This is a genomic window from Shewanella sp. MR-4 (genome assembly GCF_000014685.1).
Lineage (GTDB): Bacteria > Pseudomonadota > Gammaproteobacteria > Enterobacterales > Shewanellaceae > Shewanella.
Genome location: NC_008321.1, coordinates 4,392,092 through 4,407,996, shown reverse-complemented (window position 1 = coordinate 4,407,996; position 15,905 = coordinate 4,392,092). Strand labels below are relative to the sequence as shown.

Sequence of the window (15,905 nt, the reverse complement as noted above, 5' to 3'; positions counted from 1 at the left end):
CAATGACGTAATGACCAAACCCATAGTACTCAGCGGTGCACAGCCGTCCGGCGAATTAACCATAGGTAACTACATGGGTGCATTGCGTCAATGGGTTGCCATGCAAGATAGCCACGACTGCCTTTATTGCGTGGTGGACTTGCATGCCATTACCGTGCGCCAAGACCCTCAAGCATTGCGTGAAGCCTGTTTAGATACACTTGCACTGTATTTAGCCTGTGGTGTCGATCCAAAGAAGAGCACAGTGTTTATCCAATCTCAAGTGCCACAGCATACCCAACTGGGTTGGGCGTTAAATTGCTATACCCAAATGGGTGAATTGAGCCGTATGACGCAGTTTAAGGATAAGTCACAAAAGCACGCTAACAACATTAACGTCGGTCTGTTTGGTTATCCTGTACTGATGGCGGCGGATATTCTGCTGTATCAAGCAAATGAAATCCCCGTTGGCCAAGATCAGAAACAACATCTTGAGCTAACACGTGATATCGCGACTCGCTTTAACAACGCTTACGGCGAGACGTTTACCATTCCTGAGCCTTTTATCCCTGAGCATGGCGCTAAGGTGATGTCGCTACAGGATCCGCTGAAGAAGATGTCTAAGTCGGACGACAACCGTAACAACGTGATTGGCCTGCTTGAAGATCCCAAAGCGGTCATGAAAAAGCTGAAAAAAGCCATGACCGACAGTGATGAGCCGCCAGTCGTGCGTTTCGATATGGAAAACAAGCCAGGCGTATCTAACCTGTTGAGTTTAATGTCGGGTATCACGGGTCAAAGCATTACCAGCCTCGAAGCCGAGTTTGAAGGCAAGATGTATGGTCACTTAAAAGGTGCCGCAGGTGAGGCGGTAGTGGGCATGTTAGAGCCGCTACAAGAGCGTTATCGTGCGCTGCGTGCCGACCGTGCTTACCTCGACCAAGTGATGAAAGCGGGCGCTGAAAATGCCCAGGCTCGCGCCGAAGTGACGCTTAAAAAGGTGTACGAGAAGATCGGTTTGTTAGTGTAATTTGACCTAAAAAGCGTATTACACAACACTAGATTAAGCCGACCTATTCTTAGGTCGGCTTTTTTATGTCTGTTATTCATTGGGTTGGTTGATACAAAGCGTTTAGGCCTGCGATTTTAGCCAAGAGGAAAAGGCGGCGATGGCAGGCTCTGTGAGACGGCGCTGCTTACAGATAAAACTAAACTCAAAGCCCGTATGAACATCTGGCAGATTAACCGCAACCAGCCTGCCAGTGCTGATATCACCTGCCACCATAAAATCGGGGGCGAGGGCGAGGCCTTGGCCCGCAATTGCCGCCTCAATTGCCATTACGATATGGCTAAAAATATGTTGTTGCTCGTTATTCAGTGGGATCTGGTGGGCCGATGACCATTTATGCCAATCGAGTCCCAGCGGCCCCTCATCCACAATCAGCAGTGCCTGTTGTTGGAAATTGCTTAAGTTAATATCACGCCACTTGGGGTAAAAACTCGGGCTACATACTGGGATGAGCCGCTCCTTATGTAGTAACTGTTGCCAATAGCCGCGCTGATTGAGTTTGCCCGCGATAAAGATATCGGCCGTGCTAGTGCTGAGATCGGGGTCTTGAGTGATCATCTCGAGACGAATTTTAACGCTGGGATACTGACGCCTAAAATCCGCTAATCTTGGGATCAACCATTTCACCGCAAAAGAGCTATACACCGCCAAACAGAGTTGTTGGTTTGGGGTGTCGCGGATCTTGAGATTAAGATCGCTTAACTCATTAAAGATCCTTTCTAACTCAATAAACAAGCTCTGGCCTTTAGGCGTGAGTTGCAATTTTCGTCCCTGACGGTCGAAAAGCTGCTCGCCAAAATATTCCTCTAATACACGCACTTGGTGTGAAACTGCGCTTTGGGTAATGCAAAGCTCGGCGGCAGCCTTGGAAAAATGCTGTTGCCTTGCGGCGGTCTCAAAGACTTGTAGTGCGCGTAATGGAGGAAGCTTTCTCATGATTTTCAACGCCTAAAAGATTTAGTATGAATTTAATTCATCTAGCATGAGAAAGCATCATTTCAGCTTAACTTTTGTGGGGATTATCATGCCAGCATCGAGATTTGCGGATGGTAAAAAATGCAGCGCCCTGTAGTTATCGGTTTGATTTTATTGATAGTGGGTAATCTATTTAGTGCTTTTTACGATGTATCGATCAAATGGCTGCCAGAAGATGCAAATGCGGCCACTTTTCTACTCGTGAGACAAATCACTTCAGTATTGATGTTAATCCCCATTTGGTTGTACTCACAGCGACCCAAGACGGAACATATTTCGGTCCACCTTTGGCGTGCCAACATAGGCTCGGTTGGCGCGCTTTTTTTAATTATTGGCCTAATGGCTTTGCCGCTGGCGACGGTCAGCTCACTGTTTTACTCGGCGCCGCTGATGATTATTCTGATGGGCTATTGGTTTTTAAAGGAGCGGATCACCACAGGGCAAGTGGTATGCACATTACTCGGGTTTGTTGGGATCTTAATTATCCTCAGACCGAGTGAGATGAACTGGTTTGGATTGGCAGTGTTATTCTCGGCGTTTACCTTTGCCGTCAACCAGTTGACCCTGAAAAAAGTCCCGAATACTGAGCATCCAGTATTAACCTTAATGTTGTATAACCTGCTAGGTATTCCTGCGACTTTAATCATCGCGGCCTTTCAAGGAGTTGCGGGGCTGAGCTGGGGATTGTTAGCCGTAGCACTACTCAGTAATGCCTTCTTACTGATTTATCACTGGTTCTGCGTGCTGGCCTATCGTCGCGCGCAGGCGAGCGATATTGCGATTGCCGAATATACTGGCCTGTTATTTATCGTCTTTTTGGGCTGGCTGTTATTCGATGAATGGTTAGATAGCCTAAGTTGGTTGGGCGCCGCATTGATTGTGTTGCCGTCACTGTTTTTACCTTGGATTGGCATGTGGGTGGCCAAGTCACCCAAGGTTATGGATAACATCCAAGTAAAAGCGTTAGGACTAGAAGCGGTAGAAGGCGAGCCTAAACCCTAAGGGCTTAGGCTCAATCGGTTATTCGATGTATTCGAAGACTTTAACGACTTTACGCACGCCCGCGGTGTTGCGCGCGATATCGACCGCCATGTCGGCCTGAGAGCGGTGAATGAGTCCGAGTAGGAAGACTTCACCGTTTTCTGTGATGACCTTAATACGGGTGACATCCAGCTCTTTCTCGTTGAGCATGCGTCCCTTCACTTTCGTCGTCACCCAAGTGTCATTGCTACGGGTAGTGAAAGAGGTCGGGTTACCGATGCGGATCTGATTGTGGATCTTACCGCCAAGCTTAAGGTCTTGTACGACCTTAATCGCCTTATCCCTCAACATAGAGTTGGGCGCTTGGCCAATCATCAGCACATTACCGTTAACCGAAACACCCGTGATATTCGTTTGTTTCTTCAGATCTTCATGCTCAAGCAGGGCACTGGTGATCTTAAAATCGGTATTGGTATCATCGAGCTGAGTCTTCACCGAACGCTCATCGTTGGCCATCATGGCGCCACTGACTGCGCCCACCATAACGGCACCGGCGCAACCTTGCAGCAGCATGCAAACCATTAACAGTGGGGCAGCATATCTCATTGCTGTTCGTCCTGCGGGAAGAGCGTGCGGTCGATATTGTCACAGAGGCAGTGGATCACCAGTAAGTGCACTTCTTGAATACGTGCCGTCACGTTAGAAGGAACACGGATTTCCACGTCGCCGACGCTCAGTAATCCCGCCATCGCGCCACCGTCTTTACCGGTTAAGGCAACGATAGTCATATCGCGGCTCAGGGCGGCTTCCATGGCTTTAATCACGTTGCCTGAATTACCGCTGGTGGAAATCGCCAACAGAATGTCACCAGGTTGACCTAAGGCTAAGATTTGTTTTGAGAAAATCTCATCATAGCTGTAGTCGTTTGCAATCGCAGTGATGGTTGAAGTGTCGGTTGACAGCGCAATCGCGGGCAATGGTGGACGTTCAATTTCGTAGCGGTTTAATAGCTCGGCCGAGAAGTGCTGAGCATCACCGGCACTGCCACCGTTACCGCAGGCAAGAATCTTATTGCCGCCCAAAAGACATTGCACCATCATCTCGGCCGCTTTGGCGATGGATTCTGGCAGTGCTTCGGCTGCATCGATTTTGGTCTGGATAGATTCAGTAAAGCTGTCTTTAATGCGTTCTAACATGGATACATCCTTTCAGGATAAAGTGTGGCTATGATGCCATATTTCCACGGTGGAGTTGAGGCATAAGCGTTAAAAATTATTCGATTAGCTGAGTCGAAGGCCTCGTTTAAAAGGCATCGACTAGCCAGTGGATTTGCGCGTCCTCGATGGCGACAACGTCGAATCGGCACGGCACATCCAGTTTATGCGTCTGTAAATAGTGGCTTGCCGCCATGCGGATCCTGCCGATTTGTGCTTTGCTAAGTGCTTGTATTGCGCCGCCAAATTGATTTGCTGAGCGATATTTTACTTCAACAAATACCCAGTGGTGTTTATGGCGCATGATGAGGTCTATTTCACCAAAGGGATAGCGGACATTGCGCTCGACAAAGGTTAACCCTTGCTGTTCGAGGTAACCTTGAGCGAGCGACTCTGCCTGCTGTCCGAGTGTCATAGTTGACGGAAACTGCCTCTTTGATAGCGTCCCCAGCTTAATTGGCGGTTAATCACGCCGTCAGGATTGACGGATAATACGCCGCTACGTCCATTGAACTGGTAACCCGTGAATGAGCGCATTTGCGCCAGTTTGCTGATCAAATCCATGGCATCATAGCCCATCACGAACAGGCGTTTCTGGCCGTTATTCCAGCCCGACCAAAGTGTGTTAACCATCAGGTTTTCTTCACTGTTTTGCATCAGCCAAGGTGCATCGCTCATGGTCAGGTTATTTAAATCCTGCGCCGTTTGGCTCGATTCGTTGTCGATGCGGCTGCGGCTTGAGGTGTACAGCGGCACTGGCTGAGTAAAGACGCTGAAGTTCACATCGATAAAGGCCTTGAGCAAGGTTAAATCCTGCGGCGTCGAGATCATATAGATCGCATCGATATCTTGGCGCGAACGAAAATCGGCCTGTACCGAATTACCGAGCAGCTCCTTGATCCGCGCGATACGCGCTTGGCTATCACGGACACCGAGTGCATCCTGCACTGTGGTTTTCATTTTATCGCCACCATCGTAGTAATAGACTTCGATAGGGGTATCGCTTTTCTTTTTCCAGGCTTGGATAAAGCTTTCTGCCATGCGTTTGCCTGTGGCATCGTTGCTGGCGAGCAGTAATGGCATAGTCACGCCATCTTGATACATGCGCGTTGCGGCATCGGCAGCTTCTTGGGCTGGTGACAGCGCAAAGAAAAACTTATTGATATCGGGCACAAACTTATCGGTTTGATTTAAAAACAGCTGCGGGATAGCTGCGGTGGGAGCGATAGGCGCAGCGGGTGCTGTTCCTGTTGACGTGCTCGTTGAAGGGCTTGTGTTATTCAGCGAGAGTAATTGATCGATTTCATTTGGCAGCAAGGGGCCAATAATAAACTCGGCACCTGCGTTTACCGCTTGCTGATATGCGGCGACGGCATCATTGGCCGTATCGTAAAAATTAACCGCAACCTGCTCATTGGGTTTGGCTAAATAGCTGGCTAAAATCCCTTGGCGAATCGCGTTGGCCGCGCTGGCGCGTTGACCTGTGAGCGGCAACAAGACGGCTATATTCTTCGGCATAAAAGGCTTGGCATTGAGCGCCCGATCCAAATCGGTCGGTAATTTCGCCGCCGCTGGATGATAAGGATTCTGCTTTTGCCAGTCGCCTAAGTAGCGAACCAGTTGATTGGGGTCGACCGCATAATGTTTGGCGATATAGGCGAGCTGCAACCAACCAGCAAATACTGGGTTGTTGGCATCGCGGATAAAGGTTTGCAGGGTTTGCTCATGCATTGGCTGCAACACTTGCCAGATTTGGTTATTGACTTCACTCGCCTCGGCGGGCGGTAAATAGGTGGTCAATAAACTCAGCTCGCGCACTTGTTCGATAGGTTGCTTATTCAGTTGGAACAAATGCGCTCTAAATTGATGATACGCAGCCATTTGCCAGCCGGGTAAAACCCAAGTGCTTGGATAGCTCAGAGTCTTGAGCGCCTCGACATAGGTCGATGTATGCTCTAACACCCGTGCCGTCAGGTATTTATGTTCGGCCACTAGCGTTGGAGTCTGGGTCAGGCTTGGTAGCATCGACTTCAACAGTTTCTGTGCCGCTGCATAGTCATTGGCATTGATATAGGCATGTGCCGCCAGCAACAGGTTAGTGTCGCGTTGCTGTGGATCTTTGCTATTCGCTGCCTGTGCTAAATACACATTGGGCGCCAATGGGGCAGAGGCTAAAGAGGTGGCCACTGTGGGAGCAGTACCGGTTGAGCTGGGCGTTTGGCTGCCGCAACCCGCCAACACTGCGGATAAAATGGCCACGGAAACGAACTTAGTTGTATTCAGGCTTTTTAACACTGGGCTTCACTCTGGTAAGATGCTGCCTCTAGTTTAACCTTCTCTTGCGCTTGACGAAAGTCTTGGCGCTGTCATTACCGAGGTATATATGGACCAAAGCGTCGCACTCTATATTGTTCCCACTCCCATTGGTAACTTGGGGGACATGAGCCCACGTGCTATCGAAGTGCTCACTCAGGTCGCATTGATTGCCTGTGAAGATACGCGCCACAGCGGCAAGTTATTGAGTCATTTTGGTATTTCTACCAAAACTATCGCATTGCATGACCATAACGAGCGTGCCCGCGCCCAATGGATTGTAGATCAACTGGCCGCAGGGCAATCGATAGCGCTGATTTCCGATGCGGGCACGCCGCTGATTTCGGACCCTGGCTATCACTTAGTCTCCCATGTGCGCCAGTCGGGTTTTAGAGTGGTTCCATTGCCAGGCCCTTGCGCCGCGATTACCGCATTAAGCGCGTCGGGTTTACCGTCGGATCGTTTCGCCTTCGAAGGTTTCTTACCTTCTAAAGAGAAGGCGCGCGCCGATAAGTTACTCGAGCTCAAGGAAGATCCGCGTACGCTGATTTTTTATGAATCACCGCACCGCATCGAGCATAGCCTGACGACTATGGCCCAAGTCTTAGGTGACGAACGCCAAGTGGTCATGGCGCGTGAAGTGACTAAAACCTTCGAAACCTTCCTCTCTGGCCCTGTGGCCGAGGTGTTGGCCACGGTCAGCTCAGATCCTAACCAGCAAAAAGGTGAGATAGTGCTGATGGTGCATGGACACCGCGCTGCGGACGATGATGAAGCTATTCCCACAGTTGCCATCAACACTTTGAAATTACTCTGTGAAGAATTGCCCCTCAAAAAGGCCGCCGCCATTGCCGCGCAAATTCACGGTCTTAAAAAGAATGCTCTGTATAAGTTCGGCTTAGAGTCGGATTTATAAGCCGATCTTAGAGATAGGTGCAGATAGGCGGGATTAACAGTGGTGTGCGCAGGTTGCTTAGGCTATAATCCGCGCCGAGTTGGCCAGACAGTCGCTGCGCTCGCAAGAGCGGGGAGGAAAGTCCGGGCTTCAAAGAGCGGGGTGCCAGGTAACGCCTGGGCGGTGCGAACCGACGACAAGTGCAACAGAGAGGAGACCGCCATCATAGCCTCGGCTAAGGTGGTAAGGGTGAAAGGGTGCGGTAAGAGCGCACCGTGCGGCTAGCAATAGTCCGTAGCAAGGTAAACTCCACCCGAAGCAAGACCAAATAGGGTTCCGTATGGCGTGGCTCGCGTTGGAACCGGGTAGGTCGCTTGAGCCTGCGAGCGATTGCAGGCCTAGATGAATGACTGTCCAAGACAGGACCCGGCTTATCGGCCAACTCACCAAATCACACTAAGACGCTGTTTTTGTGTTGTTTTTGATTTTATTTGAAACCGCTGGTACAAAAGTGGTACACAAATGAGACATTTACAATGCAGAAATGGCGTTTTTTATTTCCGCTACAGACTTCCCAAACACCTTGCTGCTATCGTTGGAAAGACAGAGATAAAGCATTCTCTTTTTACCACTTCAGATGAGATTGCTATTGGACTTATTGCACCTAAATTAGCACTTTTAAGGAGAATAAAGCTGATGTCGAGTGTGCCCAATAAACAGATTTTAATAGATTTATTTGCTGAACTGACAAACTACGACTTCGCAGACTCTTTGAAGCGACATCAGCGAGACGAGCAAGGGGAATATGCTACGGCTTGGGAGGTTGTTCGGTCTGAAATTGGTGACTCACTAGCTGATGGTGGGAATAGTTTTGACCCTAGTGATTTTGGCATTAAGACACCTTATCCATCAGAAATAAAAGATAAAAGAGATTATCAGAAATTATTAATGCGTTTAGCTGGTGCAATGCATCAGCGGATTATCAATGGAGGACGGTTCGAAGAAGAGCTTAGTAGTGCTAAGTCATTCTTGGGTAGGCTGTTAGATTCGAATTATTCATCGACCGCTAAAGCGGTAACGCTTCCTGACACAGCGATTGCGACAATACCTCCATATTTGTTAAGTGAGGCTTGGGAGGACTTTAAAAAATTTAAGTCAGATTGGAATCATGATATTAAATTAAATAATCAAAGGTTATACGAGATAATGCTGGCCTACTGGGGAGATATTGATGTCAAAACCATAAATCGACCAATGATAAAATCTTTGTTAAGTCGCTATAAAGATTTCCCCAAGGGTAACATTCTACCTTATAAAAAAATGGAAATTGCTCAGATTATGGATATAGATGAAGAGGATATTCCAGACGAAGATAAAGTCAGTAGCAAGACTGTTAATGGGCTCCTTAAAGTCTGCCAAAGTTTTTTTAGTCGCTTCCTTACAAATGAAAAAGAGATTTACCAAATATCCCCAACAACAAAGGTTGACTGGCCATCCAAATCTACAGGATACGCCTGTTTCTCCGATTCCCAGATTATAAAGCTCAAACAGGCAGCCGTTAAGTTAGAGGGTTGGCATAAATGGACTATTCTCTTAGCCATTTACACAGGCGCTCGACGAGGAGATATTGTTGGGTTAACACATGAGAGCCTGAGACTTGACGATGACACTGGTCGTTATTACCTCTGGATTAATTCAGGTAAAACAGTTGCAGCCATAAGACCCATTCCCATTCATAATAGATTGATTGAACTTGGGTTTATAGAGTTTGTTAAGGGGGTTGAAGGAGAGTTATTTCCAGTAGTTTTCAATCACCACAACTCACTAACCTATCATGCGCGGGGGTTGATGGATAACTTAGATATACCTTCAGCAAATGAAAAAGGGGAGAGATTTTCTTTGCATAGATATTGGCAGTGTTGTTTGTGGGTGTCAATAACATTTAAATTTGCATTTTTAACAGTGTTGGTTTTTATGAGATAGTTTTTGACATATCTCTAGGGATTTTAAAGTTGCTATGGGATTATTTGGAGATGACTCGGTAAGCTCAAAGGCTCATGTATCTGATTAATACATTTAATTCGCATTCATTGATGAAAGGAATAACGTCAGCAAAATTAATTGCTTGAATCATATAAATGAGCCTATTGGATGTGCCCTGATAACTCGATTACTTTTTGATGATTCTCCCATAGCCAGAAATTGCAGCTACTATCGTAATAACTGTTTATTATTTCTGTGATAGCTTCCCCGTTATCGTTAGGGTTCGCGAATATGGTTTCCCTGCTAAAGTCGTAAGTCTCGATAGCCAGCATTTCTATTTCGTGTGGGAAAATTCGTTTGCCTCGCCCGTTATATTGCTCTTGAGATTTTGTGGTCATAACACTATGGAACATAGCTTTGATGTTGCTATTTAACTTAGCGTTGCCGTATGCAAGCGTTGTCGAGACTAGATTACTGTTACTGCGTTGACTAAGTTCTGGTCTATCTAAATGCTGTTCCAGCAGACCAACCATCAGAACTGTAATGTTTATAGCAATTTTAGAGGTGGTTTTGCTTACTAGAGCGTAATCTAAGCTGGTAAAAAATCTATTTAAAATCTGGTCAACGCTTCTTAATTCAATTTCATTTGCTCTAAAAAGGGCGGCAAATAGTTCGGAGATGCCTTGAGTGGATGAATATGGATGAAGAAGAATGCCATTGCTGGTGTATTTATCAAAATCTAGTTGTTTTGCTCTTAAATAATCCAAAGTGGATACTTGTGGCAGTCTGACTTTTCTTTCGAAAAACCTGCGCAAATAATGTGCTGCCTGAAATTCTGAACCGTATACAGCCTTGATTGATTGCTCTAACACTTCAGTGTTTGTAGCGACAAGGAATGTACAGCCTTTGGTTTCAAAGAAGTGCTTGATTACTTCGAGTACCTCTATAGCATAAGTTGGCCTACATCTGTCTAGCTCATCAATCATGATGATAATGGGCGTTTTTAGGTTGTAAATGGTTTCAATCAGTTCAGATAGAAAGGTGATATATTCCTTTATCTCTTTCATGGCGCGAACCGCTTCAACGTGATTTTTTTGCACTATTTCTACATACTCCTCCGCCCTTGTTATGGTGGATAAACTGGGGGTGGTGGATATGATTGCGCCTGTCGAAGCTAACTCACTAGCGATAGAGCTATCTCCGAAATACTGGGACACCACAGAAGCATATTGGAGGCAAATCCCTAGTTTGGATTTTAAGCTATTCAATGTATGTTTGGCAGTTCGCTTATCTTCCGCTCTTCCATTTGGAGCCTTTTCTTTGAGTACAAACTCAATTTGTTGAAGTAGCTCACTACAAATAACTGCTAGAGGATTAGTAGAAAAATCACTCTCCCATACGTCAATGTAGACAACAGGATGCTTTCTTTTCGCTAGCTCTATATATAGACGCTTAATAAACTCTGTTTTACCTGAGCCATAAATTCCATCCAGATTAATCACTCTGCTATCAGTCGACAGGAAATGAGCAATAAATTCCCCAAACTCTCTTCTATTGGTTTTACAGGTGTCCCAGTTATATATCTGCTCCCATTCCTTATATTTGCTGGCGTGATTTGAAATGTCCATATTTTTCCTTTGCAATTAGAGTATTGGGGATTGCTAGATGCACTTGGAACAGTAATCCTTTCCTGTTATTAGGTCAAACAGCGCTTCGGATTTCATGCTTTCTTGAGCTAGTTGTTAAACAATTTAAGAACTAACAATCAATTTAATAGTTACTGGTAGAAGAATTGCTTGGTTTGTGAATCGTTCAACATGTTCTTTGCTGAGTAAGAATCACATTTGGTGATTTATTATGGGTCTAATAAAAAACTAGTCGTGGTACACAAATGGTACAAAATGAGTTAGGCTAACTTCCATTACATAAATTAGTTTTGAATAAAATCATTGTGTTATGGTTTGTGTTGATGGGTGGTTATAGCAATTAGGGTAACTTACCCGTCTTATCGGCCAACTCATTAAATTCAGTAAAAAGCCCGTTTATCTTTTAGGTAAACGGGCTTTTTATTTGGGCTAGATTGCAAGCAAAGTGGTTAGCTGCGTCCCATGGTCGAGCGTTGGCGGCGTAATTGTGTTCTTTGTTTTGCCAGCTTTTCCATTGCTGAGAGTATGATATGACTCTTGCTCAGAACCTCTGCATCCTGTTCGCTCTGTTGTGTTGCCTGTTGGGCGATAAGCTCTGTCAGTGAGACGATAAGCTGCTCGCCCTGAGTAAGGCTCTGGTGTTGTACCTCTTTCACATAGAGCAGCAAAAAACGTTGCAATAACACGTCGAGCAGCAAAGGTAAGGTGATATTGAAGTTGCCTTTCTCTGATTTTGGGGGCAATTCTCCCATCGCCGCAATCAAGTGGCATACTGTTTGGCAGCCTGTCGCGCCGATAAAGAGTCGCATCGCATCTCGATTCGACGCAATATACTGTTGCAGTTGATGGGCAAATTCTGCCTTATCCCATTGATGGGCAATAGAGTGGATAACGCTCATGTTGTTGGCTCATCACCTTTCTATCCGTTGTTAACGAAAGAGTTTGGTTTGCTGCGTTATGATCCCGAGTTGTTGAGATACATGCTCGAGATAGACTCTGCTCAAGATAGCAATACCTCTATAAAATTCGCTGTCGGCATGTTGCTCCGCTAATTCGAGGCAGCGATCCGCCCAGGGCAGTAGATGCTGTTGTAATAGTAGCGTGCAGGTTCCGAGGATATTTTTGTCTTCGGGCGTGGCCGCTAATTGGGTAAATAAATATTCTAATGTCAGCAGAATCAAGCCAATATGATCTATCGGCTCGTTTCTCTCTAATGTGAATTCGATATTATGTGCCTTATAGAAGGCCATCAGTTTTTGCGTCGAATCACCATTTAATGACTGTTCTTCCCCGGTATACACTGACCCCCAAGGTGCCGCTTTAGGGTCGCTTGGACCAAAAAACAATTGCCCGTAATCCACTTTTAACTCGATCAGCTGCGCCTCTGTGCTTTCCCAGTTTGTTAAATAACGCTTTAAATAAGTACGCCCCTGTTTTTCATACTCGGAATCAACAAGTTGAGGCCAACTGATGTGGAGTTCTTCTTGCTTAAAATTGTCGATTAAGGGAGCTTCTGGGTAGGTATATAAAATATTATGCAGAACCTTAGCGATAGCTCCCCATGTCAGGTAATCATCCGCTTTTATCTTTGACATAATTCTTCTCTTATCAGGTAGAAAGAGTGAGGGGCACAAGCCCCCCATCAATCCTATGACTTAAATTTCAGACCAATTCAGCACTTGCCCACCCGATTGTGCATTTGGGTTCTTTTTGACAATCAGATTGGGAGAGGTGATAGATGACGAGGGCAGCGGCGCAATGTGCCCGTCACCTTCACCATATTTGGCTTTTAGGTTTTCCATAGTGTCAAAATCGAGTGCCCGCAATGGACAGGCATTGACGCAAATCGGTTTTTTGCCGTCGGCGAGTCGATCATAACAACCATCACACTTGGTCATGACTTTACGCTGAGTATCTAATTGTGGCGCGTCATAGGGACAGGCTCTTGCGCAGCTGCCACAGCCAATACAGATGGATGACTCCACTAACACTAGGCCGTTGTCTTTGCGTTTATGCATGGCACCCGTCGGGCAGGCTTTAACGCAAACGGGTTCGCTGCAATGGTTACAACCTATTGATGTGTAATATGCAAAAACGTTTTGCTCAAAACTTCCATCGGCATTCTGGCTCCAGTTGCCACCACCGTATTCGGTGACGCGGCGCCACAGCACCCCAGGAAGATTGGCAACGCTACCGTTGCCATCATTTGCACGGATAAGTCCCGTCATGCGGTCTTTACAGGCGATATGGCACGCCTTACATCCAGTACATTTGCTGCTGTCAAAGTAAAAACCATATTGTGTTTCTTGTGTCATTTGTATTTACCTCTTAAGCCTTAGCAATCTGCACGCGATTAGTGTGTTGTGGGTTACCTTTGGCGGCAGGGCTAGGTTGGTAGCGAGTAAGCGTGTTGATGCAGCCCCCAATATCAATCACATGGCCGGATGGACCGATTCGGCCCGATGGATCTGGGGTATACCAAGCGCCTTGACCCAGTGCGGCCACGCCTGGCGCAACCCTTGGGGTGATGCGTACAGGGATTTCAATGGTGCCACGCTGGCTCCATACATGGACCGTATCTCCCTGTGATAAGCCGCGCGCATTGGCATCTATCGGGTTCATCCAGACTGCATCTTCAACGGCTTCACGTAGCCAAGCCACGTTGTGATAGCTGGAGTGAGTACGGCCCTTAGTGTGATAACCCATTAATTGCAGTGGGTAAGTGTCTATGGTGTCGGCATCCTCATAGCCTTCCCAAGTTGGTTGGTATTTGGGTAATGCGGTGATGTAGTTGCCTTTGACGCTTGCATCGAACTCCCATTCCGCCGCTTTTTGCGCAAAATCGAGTGAGTAGAATTCGACTTTACCGGTAGGTGTGCCGAGGGCTTTACCGCCATTAATATAGCTGTCTAAGGCGATGCGTTTAGTGCCATTGAAGGAGCGGAACACCCCAATCTTTTGGGCTTCTTCATAAGAGCTTGGTAATGCGGGAATGGCGTTGGCGCTTGAAGGCGCAGTCAGGGTGCCGGCATAGAGCTGATTTAGCCATGCAGTTTCGTCTTTACCTTCAGAGTACTGTTGATAAACGCCCATTTTTTGTGCGATTAAGCCGCACATGTCATACATGGACTTACATTCCCACATTGGCTTCACCGCCGCCTTCATGGCGACTAAGTAGCCCATGAGACCTGTGGCATAGCTGCCATCCACTAGGTCATTTGACTCTAACCAACTGGTATCTGGCAGGAGGATATCGGCATAACGTGCCGAAGGCGTCATCCAACAATCGGCTACCACGATCAGTTCACACTTAGTATCGTCCTCCAAAATCTTCGAAGTACCGTTAGAGTCGGCATGTTGGTTGACGAGGGAGTTAGAGTTAATGGCGAAAATGGCCTTAATATTCTGACCCAATGGCGTATCTAAATCTGGCATTCCTCTTACGCCATCTTTGCGGGCGGTCATCTCCGCGCCACGTTCGATGGCTTCAGAGAAGGTGAAGAAGGAAATGGCTTCTTTAATCGGATTCGACAAGCCTGATAAGCTCGATTTGCTCATACTGCCTTGTACTGGCAGGGCACCGTTGTTGACACCTGGTTGCCCCACTTTGCCGGTTAAAAAGGGCAGCATATAGCAAGCGCGCATCGCCTGTTCGCCGTTTGCATGGCGGTTAACACCTGCACCTATGATGATATAAGGTGCCTTGGCATTCATAATCTTTTGCGCGATAGCCTTGATGTTGGCTTCCGAAATCCCACAAACGGTTGCTGCCCACGCAGGTGTTTTGGCCTCGGTGAATTTACCCACGCCTAGGATGTAATCGCGGTAGTTTTCTTCGACATCGATAAACTTGGCGTATTCCACTTTGCTGGCATCGCCCGATGCTTCGAACTCGGCTTTGGTTTTTTCGAGTGAGGCCTTGTCATAACCGACGCAATATTTATCTAAGAAGGCTTTAGAGTTGGCATCGACCCAGCCTGAAGAAATCATTTCATAGGCGATGGCTTCGGCAAATGCAGCATCTGTGCCCGGACGGATTGGATACCAATGATCTTCCTTGCCCGCCATGGAGTCGGTATATCTTGGGTCGACCATGATGACTTCAATGCTGGGGTTATTTTGAATAGCTTGCAGGTAATCGTAACCTTCGCCAGAACCGCTTTGGCGCATTTCGCTAGGGTTATAACCAATCCCTAAAAACAGATCGCTGTCGGCAACGCAGACCATAGAACTGCCGTTGGTTGAGCTGCCACCCCAAGTGGCCGCCGCGGCTTCAATTTGCTGCGCCCAAGAATAGTTACCATAAATATTCAGGAAGCCGCCGTTGAGATTCAGCAGGCGGTTAAAGCAGTTTGAACTGGAGAAACCGTAATAAGCACCAGAACCGTAGAGTTTTAAAATTGAACGGTTAGTGTATTCGGCGGTAATACGTTGCAGTTCGCTGGCAATGGTTGAGGCTGCTTCGTCCCACGTAATGGGCACAAATTTGCCTTCACCGCGCTTACCGACACGTTTCATGGGTGTCTTTAAGCGATCCGCTGCGTAGGTGCGTTGTCTGAGTGAGCGTCCACGCGCACAAGCTCGGATCTGGTGGTTGTAGCCATATTCGTCAGTGGTTTCATTGTCGGCCTCAACGCGGGTGATAACCCCATCTTTACTGAATACCTTGATCGGGCAGTTAGAGCCACAGTTGACCAGGCAGGAAGACCAGGTCTGGATCTCTCCATCTGTAACCGGAGGAGTTGGTGGTACCACATCGACATCTTTCGAGCTGGAGTCACAACCTGTGACGGCCGCAGCAGCACTTAATGCGGCACTCATCTTTAAAAAACTTCTACGTTCCATTCTCT

14 protein-coding genes and 1 other RNA gene are annotated in these 15,905 nt (G+C 47.1%); 5 read left to right on the top strand and 10 right to left on the bottom strand.

The features are described from left to right. Positions 1 to 10: 10 nt before the first annotated feature. A complete protein-coding gene (gene trpS / locus SHEWMR4_RS19265) occupies positions 11 to 1,009 on the top strand; it encodes a tryptophan--tRNA ligase (RefSeq protein ID WP_011624412.1) in 999 nt (332 codons plus the stop codon). A gap of 102 nt (positions 1,010 to 1,111) precedes the next feature. On the opposite strand, the gene SHEWMR4_RS19260 is transcribed toward trpS, so the two are convergent. Beyond that, positions 1,112 to 1,984 (bottom strand): LysR substrate-binding domain-containing protein, encoded by an 873-nt coding sequence (locus tag SHEWMR4_RS19260; protein ID WP_011624411.1) that lies wholly within the window; start codon positions 1,982 to 1,984, stop codon positions 1,112 to 1,114. Positions 1,985 to 2,104: 120 nt separating this feature from the next. Here SHEWMR4_RS19260 and SHEWMR4_RS19255 point away from each other — a divergent pair, with 120 nt between their 5' ends. Continuing rightward, positions 2,105 to 3,025: a DMT family transporter gene (locus SHEWMR4_RS19255; RefSeq protein WP_011624410.1), complete on the top strand. Its 921-nt coding sequence runs from the start codon at positions 2,105 to 2,107 to the stop codon at positions 3,023 to 3,025. A gap of 18 nt (positions 3,026 to 3,043) precedes the next feature. Here SHEWMR4_RS19255 and dolP read toward each other — a convergent pair whose 3' ends face one another. From dolP to SHEWMR4_RS19235, 4 genes are all read right to left on the bottom strand, one after another. After that, positions 3,044 to 3,610 carry a division/outer membrane stress-associated lipid-binding lipoprotein gene (gene dolP / locus SHEWMR4_RS19250; RefSeq protein ID WP_011624409.1) on the bottom strand — a complete coding sequence of 189 codons (567 nt, stop codon included), beginning with the start codon at positions 3,608 to 3,610 and terminating at the stop codon, positions 3,044 to 3,046. After that, positions 3,607 to 4,200 carry a phosphoheptose isomerase gene (locus SHEWMR4_RS19245; RefSeq protein ID WP_011070670.1) on the bottom strand — a complete coding sequence of 198 codons (594 nt, stop codon included), beginning with the start codon at positions 4,198 to 4,200 and terminating at the stop codon, positions 3,607 to 3,609. The genes dolP and SHEWMR4_RS19245 overlap by 4 nt, the downstream gene beginning before the upstream one ends. A gap of 106 nt (positions 4,201 to 4,306) precedes the next feature. Beyond that, positions 4,307 to 4,633, bottom strand: coding sequence for a YraN family protein (locus SHEWMR4_RS19240; protein WP_011624408.1), 327 nt, complete (start codon positions 4,631 to 4,633; stop codon positions 4,307 to 4,309). Then, entirely contained in the window at positions 4,630 to 6,513 is a 1,884-nt protein-coding gene (locus SHEWMR4_RS19235) for a penicillin-binding protein activator (protein ID WP_011624407.1), read from the bottom strand. Before SHEWMR4_RS19235 ends, SHEWMR4_RS19240 begins: the two co-directional genes overlap by 4 nt. A gap of 88 nt (positions 6,514 to 6,601) precedes the next feature. Here SHEWMR4_RS19235 and rsmI point away from each other — a divergent pair, with 88 nt between their 5' ends. The 3 genes from rsmI to SHEWMR4_RS20615 all read left to right on the top strand — a co-directional run bounded on the left by rsmI (position 6,602) and on the right by SHEWMR4_RS20615 (position 9,409). After that, positions 6,602 to 7,447: a 16S rRNA (cytidine(1402)-2'-O)-methyltransferase gene (rsmI, locus tag SHEWMR4_RS19230; protein ID WP_011624406.1), complete on the top strand. Its 846-nt coding sequence runs from the start codon at positions 6,602 to 6,604 to the stop codon at positions 7,445 to 7,447. Between the two features lie 75 nt (positions 7,448 to 7,522). Next, positions 7,523 to 7,876: RNase P RNA component class A (rnpB, locus tag SHEWMR4_RS20630), an RNA gene on the top strand. Between the two features lie 72 nt (positions 7,877 to 7,948). Then, on the top strand, positions 7,949 to 9,409 hold the full coding sequence (locus tag SHEWMR4_RS20615) for a DUF6538 domain-containing protein (RefSeq protein ID WP_011624405.1): 1,461 nt from the start codon (positions 7,949 to 7,951) through the stop codon (positions 9,407 to 9,409). A 161-nt stretch (positions 9,410 to 9,570) separates the two neighbouring features. Here SHEWMR4_RS20615 and SHEWMR4_RS19220 read toward each other — a convergent pair whose 3' ends face one another. From SHEWMR4_RS19220 to SHEWMR4_RS19200, 5 genes are all read right to left on the bottom strand, one after another. Continuing rightward, positions 9,571 to 11,037, bottom strand: a complete 1,467-nt coding sequence (locus SHEWMR4_RS19220; RefSeq protein ID WP_011624404.1) for a P-loop NTPase fold protein — start codon at positions 11,035 to 11,037, stop codon at positions 9,571 to 9,573. A gap of 467 nt (positions 11,038 to 11,504) precedes the next feature. After that, positions 11,505 to 11,954, bottom strand: a complete 450-nt coding sequence (locus SHEWMR4_RS19215; protein ID WP_011624403.1) for a hypothetical protein — start codon at positions 11,952 to 11,954, stop codon at positions 11,505 to 11,507. Between the two features lie 30 nt (positions 11,955 to 11,984). Continuing rightward, complete coding sequence (locus SHEWMR4_RS19210) at positions 11,985 to 12,650, bottom strand: molecular chaperone (RefSeq protein ID WP_041408914.1); 666 nt, start codon at positions 12,648 to 12,650, stop codon at positions 11,985 to 11,987. A 60-nt stretch (positions 12,651 to 12,710) separates the two neighbouring features. Beyond that, positions 12,711 to 13,370, bottom strand: a complete 660-nt coding sequence (locus SHEWMR4_RS19205; RefSeq protein ID WP_011624401.1) for a DMSO/selenate family reductase complex B subunit — start codon at positions 13,368 to 13,370, stop codon at positions 12,711 to 12,713. Between the two features lie 13 nt (positions 13,371 to 13,383). Beyond that, positions 13,384 to 15,900 (bottom strand): DMSO/selenate family reductase complex A subunit, encoded by a 2,517-nt coding sequence (locus tag SHEWMR4_RS19200; RefSeq protein WP_011624400.1) that lies wholly within the window; start codon positions 15,898 to 15,900, stop codon positions 13,384 to 13,386. Positions 15,901 to 15,905: the final 5 nt, after the last annotated feature.